Source organism: Psychrobacter sp. Ps7 (assembly GCF_022129225.1).
Lineage (GTDB): Bacteria > Pseudomonadota > Gammaproteobacteria > Pseudomonadales > Moraxellaceae > Psychrobacter > Psychrobacter immobilis_A.
The window spans coordinates 1-8055 of the sequence record NZ_JADQAH010000062.1 but is presented as its reverse complement, the minus strand read 5'-3'; the positions used below and the strand labels follow the sequence as shown (position 1 = coordinate 8055).

At 42.4% G+C, this 8055-nt stretch carries 5 protein-coding genes and 4 tRNA genes; all 9 read right to left on the bottom strand.

Annotated features, from left to right (window positions below; all coding sequences use genetic code 11):
* Nucleotides 1-557: 557 nt before the first annotated feature.
* A tRNA-Thr gene (locus I3257_RS13835) sits at nt 558-632 on the bottom strand.
* 119 nt (nt 633-751) lie between these two features.
* Nucleotides 752-825, bottom strand: a tRNA-Gly gene (locus I3257_RS13830).
* A gap of 84 nt (nt 826-909) precedes the next feature.
* Nucleotides 910-993: transfer RNA gene (locus tag I3257_RS13825), tRNA-Tyr, on the bottom strand.
* 67 nt (nt 994-1060) lie between these two features.
* Nucleotides 1061-1136: transfer RNA gene (locus I3257_RS13820), tRNA-Thr, on the bottom strand.
* Between the two features lie 182 nt (nt 1137-1318).
* Nucleotides 1319-2815 carry an anthranilate synthase component I gene (trpE, locus tag I3257_RS13815; protein ID WP_238050130.1) on the bottom strand — a complete coding sequence of 499 codons (1497 nt, stop codon included), beginning with the start codon at nt 2813-2815 and terminating at the stop codon, nt 1319-1321.
* 214 nt (nt 2816-3029) lie between these two features.
* Nucleotides 3030-4196 (bottom strand): FHA domain-containing protein, encoded by a 1167-nt coding sequence (locus I3257_RS13810; protein ID WP_238050129.1) that lies wholly within the window; start codon nt 4194-4196, stop codon nt 3030-3032.
* 123 nt (nt 4197-4319) lie between these two features.
* Nucleotides 4320-5174 (bottom strand): RsiV family protein, encoded by an 855-nt coding sequence (locus I3257_RS13805; protein WP_238050128.1) that lies wholly within the window; start codon nt 5172-5174, stop codon nt 4320-4322.
* Nucleotides 5175-5387: 213 nt separating this feature from the next.
* Nucleotides 5388-6983 carry a peptide chain release factor 3 gene (locus I3257_RS13800; RefSeq protein WP_238050127.1) on the bottom strand — a complete coding sequence of 532 codons (1596 nt, stop codon included), beginning with the start codon at nt 6981-6983 and terminating at the stop codon, nt 5388-5390.
* A gap of 188 nt (nt 6984-7171) precedes the next feature.
* A partial coding sequence (locus I3257_RS13795; protein WP_238050126.1) for a hypothetical protein occupies nt 7172-8055 on the bottom strand: 884 nt, incomplete at its 5' end.

The window sequence follows — 8055 nt, the reverse complement described above, 5'->3', positions numbered from 1 at the left end:
GTGGCTTTACGCGTTCAAACTTGGCCTTTGCCATGGGTATTTCCTCTTTTTTTGGTGAATCTTTATCAATCAAAGATCGGTGAATAGCTGTTTGACGGCTCATGATGCATACAGAACCATCAAACCGTTGACGCTATGGCTTATCTACTAAAACTGTTTGATCATTTTACGACTGTATATATGTGCTCAAATCATGCATTTCAATGCTGCACACATAAGTTTAAGCACTATACGTATTTTTTAATCTAGTGAACATTGCAAGATATTATACATTATCGCTGTTGCACTACTTTATCTTAGTGTAAATCATTAATAATATTGGAGCCTGCCGAACCTAGATACTTTTATCTTAAATAATTTTGTCTTAGATACTTTTAGATAATTACTCATGTATTGATAGCTTGATAAATTGACAGCACTAAAAGGCAACACCTCAGTGTCACCCTTAAATATTATTTGCTACACTGTAATTTATAATTTTCAATATTTTGTAATTTCGATATCGACACGAACTGTTTAAAGATGGCAAAGCAAACACAAGAGGTTTAAACAATAAATGGAGCTCATATTGAGAATTGAACTCAAGACCTCTCCCTTACCAAGGGAGTGCTCTACCGCTGAGCTATATGAGCATGTTTTTAATAACCACAAAAAACAACTTATGGATTTACTAAAAAAAATATCACGATACAGCAATACTAAAACTGACTGTCGTGATGATTTATTGATAATCTTTGCGATGTTGTATATATGGAGCGGGTGGCGGGAATCGAACCCGCGTCATTAGCTTGGAAGGCTAAGGTGTTACCATTATACCACACCCGCAATTACTCTTATTCAAGAGGACTCTAATCGAGAGTCATTAAGTATAAAGAGTATGCTTGGCGCTATGACAAACTTAAAAAAATATGGTGGTGGGAGAAGGATTCGAACCTTCGAAGCTTTCGCGACAGATTTACAGTCTGTTGGGTTTGACCGCTCCCCAATCCCACCTTAGGTTGCTTTAAACAAAAATGGCTTTAGTTTAAGACAGATTCATAAAAAGCTACTTTAAGAGAGATGGTGCCGACTGCCGGGATCGAACTGGCGACCTACTGATTACAAGTCAGTTGCTCTACCAACTGAGCTAAGTCGGCTTGTTCTCTTAAAGTGGTGGCTATTCTATCAAATTTTTTGAAAGACGCAAGCCCTTTTTTGCCTTTTTTATGATTATTTCAATAAAAAAAATATAACTAATTGATTGTAATGATTTTTTTAAATAAAAAAATAGGCTGTTTTTCCACAATAACCGCATACTGTGTTTTTATGACTGGAGTCCCTAGCGAATCCGTAAACCATTACACGCCATCTTTACCGCTTTGACCAACGCCAATGCTTTTTTGTTGGTCTCTTCCCACTCTGCTTCTGGAATAGAATCAGCAACAACCCCAGCACCCGCTTGGATATGAATTTTACCACGGCGCATCACAGCAGTACGAATAGCAATGGCGGTATCCATGTTGCCATGCCAGCCCAGATAACCGACTGAGCCGCCAAATACCGTTCGGCGGACTGGCTCTATCTCGTCAATGATTTGCATTGCGCGTATTTTGGGCGCACCTGATAGCGTACCAGCGGGGAACGTCGCACAAAAAACATCCAACGCATCCTTATTGGGCAATATCGTCCCTTCAACATTAGAAGCAATGTGCATCACTTGCGAATAACGCTCGACAAACATCTTTTCGGTGACTTTGACACTGCCATATTCACAAACGCGGCCAATATCATTACGACCCAAATCGATAAGCATCAAGTGCTCGGCGATCTCTTTTTTATCACTCAGCAGCTCTTCTTCAAGCGCTAAATCTTCCGCTTCATCTTGTCCGCGTCTACGAGTACCCGCCAATGGTCGTACCGTCACTTTACCATTTTCGATACGTGATAATATCTCAGGGGATGCCCCAATAATGTCGAAACGCTTGTGATCATCGAGGGTGTAACCATGTACCAAGAATAAATAAGGCGATGGATTTAAAAATCGTAGGGCACGATAAACTGCTAATGAGTCGCCAGTATAATCGGCCGTCAAACGCTGCGAAGGAACGACTTGCATGACATCGCCTGCTAAAATGTAATCCTTTATTTTATTGACATCATGACAATATTTCTGCGCGCCTGTTTGTGAGGTAAATGTCGGCGTCGGCATTACGGGTGCGCTCAGATTTGGCATTTCTGCCAGTTTTTCTTCAATTTTTTCTAGCTCGCGGATGGCATTGCTATAACCATCTTCAGTGTGACAATCAGCATAAACGATGATAGATAACGTATTTTCTAAACTGTCAAAAACAATCACGCTCATTGATAGCATCAGCCACATATCCGGCATTGTCATCGGATTGGGGGCATCTGATAAACCCACGCTTGGCTCGATAACCCTCACCATGTCATAGCCAAAGTAACCTACTAAGCCGCCGCTAAAGCTCGGTAGCGTTGCAATATCCTCGACTGTTGGCATCTTATACTGCGCCATTAGCTGACGAATATAGTCAAACGGGTCAGCGACTGCATCGACATCGGTATGGTCATTTTTTTTGACGGTCATATTACCATCGGCATACTGCAAAATGAGATCACTACCTAAACCAATCATCGAATATCGTGCCCAACGCTCCCCGCCTACGACAGACTCAAATAAATATGCAGAGCCGCTCAAATCACGTACTTTAGAAAATACAGATACTGGTGTCTGTGCGTCCATTAGACGTTTTTTTATCAGTGGGGCATGACTAAAGCCACGGTCTTTAAAAGCTTGATATTCTTCAAAGTTCATCATAATAATGCTCTCTTAACAAAATATTGGCAAAAGATAAAACAGCAGACTGTTAAATAAAATATAGCGTCAACACTCTATTGAATGTTGACGCTATCAAAGTGGCATATTCGTGAGAGTTACTAGACTATTAGCCGATAGTAGCTAACAATTGGCTAATAATTATACCAAAACCCACTTGGATTAGAGCATTTCAAACGCACTGGTCAGTACTTGGTTACGCACCACCCGTGTTAAATAACCACAATGCTAACGCAATAATAATGATGGCAATAAACACCCAAATAAACCAACCACCGCTTGGTTTTTTCTCTGCCTGTCCTGCATTGGCTGGATTGCTGATAGTCTGATCCATCGCATTATTACCTTCTGTCCCAACATCACGAGATTGACCTAGATTGGCAGTGCCAGAAAATTGTGCGGTTGCCGCCTGCTTAGCTCGTAGAATATCGGGATCTGCTTCTTCTTGTAGAGCAGTTTTAGTCGTTTTGTCATGCTCTGATTCAACTGCTGGCTTTTCATGTACAGCTGACTGCTCTACTAATGACGTATCATGAGCAGATGCTGTCGGTGCCGCCTCTGTCGCTGTGACGGCTTCTGGCTGACTTACAGCAGGTTGTGCATCTGCTACAGTCGCAGCAGCGACTGGTGCCGCTTCAGTTGTGTTAGACACGGTATTATCTATAGCCGTTAAGACTTCATCGATGCCCGTTTGTTTCACAATAGGCTCCTGAATCGCCTCCTGTAAGACAGGTTCAACTGTTTCATTGACACTGGTCTCAGCTACCCCTACTGAGTCTGCTACTCTATCCGAGGCGGTATCAACAGGTACTGTCTTCACATCAGCTGTCACAGGCAGAATAGCTTCGATGCCCGTTTGCTTAACAATCGGCTCTTTTACTACTGATTCATGCACAACAGGTTCACTCACTGTCGAGTCTTCGACAGCCTGTGTTTCGGCAGTCGTTTCAGCAACCACTGTCTCAGTCTCAGCCACTGAATCCTCTACTGCTACGGGCGCTAATACATCAGTATCTGTAGCAGCAAGAGGCGCGTTTACCTGAAAGCTGAAACTGGCAAATCCAATGGTATCATCTACTTGTAAAAGGCTCGATGTATTACCTTCGATACGCTGCTCGTTGATAAATGTACCGTTCGATGAGTCTAAATCTTTGACATACAATCGACCATCTAAGATGCTTAACACCGCATGATTACGCGATACTTGCTTGCTACCAAGTACCACATCATTGTCGCTGCCACGACCAACAGACAGGCTGTCATTGACCGTCAACGTTAGGTCGCCAAGCGCTTCTGTTAAGGCATTAAGTTGCCAAGTCTCTGTGTCGACTGTCGCCTTCATACTATCTGTATTGTTCGTCATGCGGTAACTCCTTATTCTTTTATTAAATTTCAAATGGTTTTAGATAAATCATTGCCAATTTTTTAAGAGATTTTACGATTTTTTTAATATAAACCGTAATAAGTTATGCAATGACTATCCGAACTATTTAGGTATAAAGTGCGGCTTTATGACACCGTCGAGCTTACTGTACGGAATACTAAGTACCGGCATACCATAAGCATATGGGCCGATAGCATAATGCTGATAACGGATATCGATGCCTTTGTCCGTCAGTGTCACATTGTCACTTAAGGTAAATGGCCAGTTTTTCTCATAACTGCTGACATCGTCGTCAACCGTTTTGACCCAAGCTTTATAAGCATCATAAGCAAGCGCTTTAAAACGTGATTCCTTGCCTGATTGAGGCATATCCTCAAGCTTGATTTGTTTTTTGGTGTCAAGGTCAAATATCAAGTATTCGCTATAAGGCATGCCATGAGCGCCACCTGTAAAGACATAAGTATTGATTTCAAACAGTTCGAAATCACTGACATGACCTAAATACTCAGGCGTTACCATTAAACTATAAGCCCATGAACTGCCCTCTGGCATATCTATGAACTGTGAGCTGGCAAAGTCATCAATGGCGGCTTTCACCATTGTCTGATTGACGTTCGTTTTGATAGGTGCAGATTCAGTCGGTTTACTATTGACGACTAAATTATTAATACGCGCATTGGCGATATCATTGATCCAACCGTGATTGGTCTTCAGATATTTGATCTCAATTTCTGGACAGTTATCGCGCTCAACACACTGTGCTTGCACTTTTTTAGGCAGCTCATATTCTAGATAATCCGTGCTACTGATGAGATTACCTGCATTTGCAGGCATCGCGATGCTACCTAGCAGTAAACTGCCGGCAAGCAGTCTCAGCAGACGACTACGACTTGCTGTCATCGATAAATGCGGATTCATTGTTGGCTTATTGATATCAATTTGATTCGCAGCGTTCATATATCCTCTTTCATAAACATAAGATGTTACTTGATATTCTACCGTAACAATGACGATGTATTGTAGGAACACTGTTTGTGTTTTTAGGGTTTTGCTGTCTCCTGCTAACGAATAGCTACCTACCCTCTCTCGTTTAATGCCTAAATCTAAGCTAATAAAAAAGACACGGCTGGCGTGTCTTAAAAGATAAACTAACTCATGAAATGATGAATTTTAATGCTCACGAGTATTGCTAAAAGTGACTTCTGGATAGCGATCTTGCATCAGCTGCAAGTTGACCCGTGATGGGGCAAGATACGTTAAATAACCACCGCCATCTAGCGACAATTGGTCATGAGCTTTGCGTTTAAATTTCGCTAATGCCACTTCATCATCACAATGAATCCAGCGTACGGTGGCAATCGATATCGGCTCAAAGATACACTGTACTTTGTACTCTTCTTTGAGACGATGCGCGACCACTTCAAACTGTAGTACACCAACCGCACCCAAGATTAAATCGTTATTAATCTGCGGCATAAAGACCTGTGTCGCGCCCTCTTCGCTTAGCTGCTGTAGCCCTTTTTGCAAGGCTTTCGATTTGAGCGGATCTTTTAGAATGACGCGGCGAAACAATTCAGGCGCGAAATGCGGAATACCCGTAAAGTTCAGCTCCTCGCCTTCCGTAAAACTGTCACCGATAGAGATGGTGCCGTGATTATGCAAACCGATGATATCACCCGGATACGCTTCTTCTAACGCTTCGCGGTCCCCTGCCAAAAAGGTCAGTGCATCGGCAATACGTACGTCTTTACCCAAACGTACATGCTTTAGCTTCATGCCTTTTTCATACTTGCCTGAACACACGCGTAAGAAGGCAATGCGATCACGATGGCGTGGGTCCATATTGGCCTGAATTTTAAAGACAAAACCACTAAAATCTGTTTCTGTTGCCGCTACTTCACGCTCATTGGTCGGATGCGACTTGGGTGGCGGTGCATATTTGATCAAGGTATCAAGTACCATGTTTACGCCAAAGTTACCCAATGCTGTACCGAACAATACTGGCGTCATCTCACCCGCTAAGAACGCCTCAACGCTAAATTCTTCTAACGCCATTTGTACCAACTCAAGTGACTCTTCGAAAGCATCAAACATCAATTGACCCAAACGCTCACGAATGTCCGGATAATCATATCCCGCGCGAGTCTCAGAGACTGTCATCTTGCCGCCATTACCTTTTTCATAAAGGTAAGTCTTGTTTTCGGTCAGATGGTAGACACCAACGAAATCTTGTCCCATACCGATAGGCCAAGTCACTGGAATACATTTAATTTTTAACACTGCCTCAATCTCACTAAGCAGCTCAAGCGGCTCACGAATTTGACGATCCAGCTTGTTGACAAATGAGATGATTGGCGTGTCGCGCATGCGGCAGACTTCCATCAGCTTGATGGTTCGCTCTTCGACCCCTTTAGCCCCATCGACCATCATCAGCGCGCTATCCACAGCGGTCAAGGTGCGATAGGTATCTTCACTAAAATCGGCGTGACCCGGTGTATCCAATAGATTGACCACATGGTCTTGATAAGGAAACTGCATGACAGAGGTGGTGATCGAGATACCACGCTCTTGCTCCATACTCATCCAATCTGATGTCGCATGTCGATCAGTCTTGCGGCCTTTGACCTCGCCTACTACCTGAATTGCCTGACCCCATAATAACAACTTTTCAGTCATGGTGGTCTTACCTGCATCGGGATGCGAGATAATGGCAAAAGTACGGCGTTTAGCCACTTCTTTGTTTAATTTCTTTGGATCTACGCTCATAATTTTTGGCTTCAACCTTAACTTCAAAAAGGCTGTCTTTTAGACAGTAATCTAACTAAATAGAATAAATAATGAGCGTATTGTAGCGGATTTAGCGTCAAGGTGCAGAATTAGCGCATAAAAAAACACTCCCTAGATAGTCAAATAGAGAGTGTTGGTCAATTTTTTAACATGATGCGTTTTTAAGATTAATAGTAACGTTTGATTTGTGCGGCCAAGAAATCTCCTGCGACTTCATTGACTATCGTACAATCCACCACACCGCGAAGACTGTTAGTATTCGGATTCATCACACCTTTGGCAACATAATTTGCTTCATAAATAGCATTTTTATCATTCGTGCCATCGTTATATTCGACACCATTGTACTGATAAGCAGGCTGATTCCGGTATTCAAAGAACGTCACTTGTGCCGCTTTTTGCTTATTGCCGATGCCTACACCAAACTCAGAAGTTCTGTAGCCTCTATCATCGCTAAAGCGGTTTTCAGCTGCATCAATCCACTTATCGAGCGATGTATATCCCGTCTTGTTTTTGTCGTTAAAGGCTAAAAACGAGCGTTCGCTCTCGACTACTGGAATATAGCAAACAGAGCCTATCGGAAACTCTGCATTGGCTGGAATCTTAGGATAATTATTTAAATCCGTGAGAATACCGCGACTGTTATTTATATTAGTACCCGCACTATAACTGTTTGCCTGCAAGCCTGATAAGTTAAGCGTCTTATAATTGGTTTCGTAGTCTAGCTTGTTATTACTGTTTTTTTCATAGATAGGACGTTTGACCGTGCGGTTATCAACTTCAATATTTTTATTATCCAGTCGCCCTTCAAAATTGTCTGATAATACCGTTCTGTCCAAAGTATTCAAACCTTGATTACTATAATTATTAACGATATTTTTTATCTTGATTTCACGCTCACCAGTACGGTAGGTCTCATCGATGCGTGCAATGGCGCTATCTTTCGCTTGCTTATCATAGCTATTGTCAAAGCTGGTCAGCGTAATCTTATTACTACCCGAACCATAAATACCATCATCCTCCCCACCGCAGCCAGCAAGGGTAAATGTTA

Coding starts and splice junctions, on each gene's coding strand:
- I3257_RS13800 (WP_238050127.1), bottom strand. CDS start 6,983: ATGAGCGTAGATCCAAAGAAATTAAACAAAGAAGTGGCTAAACGCCGT.
- trpE (WP_238050130.1), bottom strand. CDS start 2,815: ATGATGAACTTTGAAGAATATCAAGCTTTTAAAGACCGTGGCTTTAGT.
- I3257_RS13805 (WP_238050128.1), bottom strand. CDS start 5,174: ATGAACGCTGCGAATCAAATTGATATCAATAAGCCAACAATGAATCCG.
- I3257_RS13810 (WP_238050129.1), bottom strand. CDS start 4,196: ATGACGAACAATACAGATAGTATGAAGGCGACAGTCGACACAGAGACT.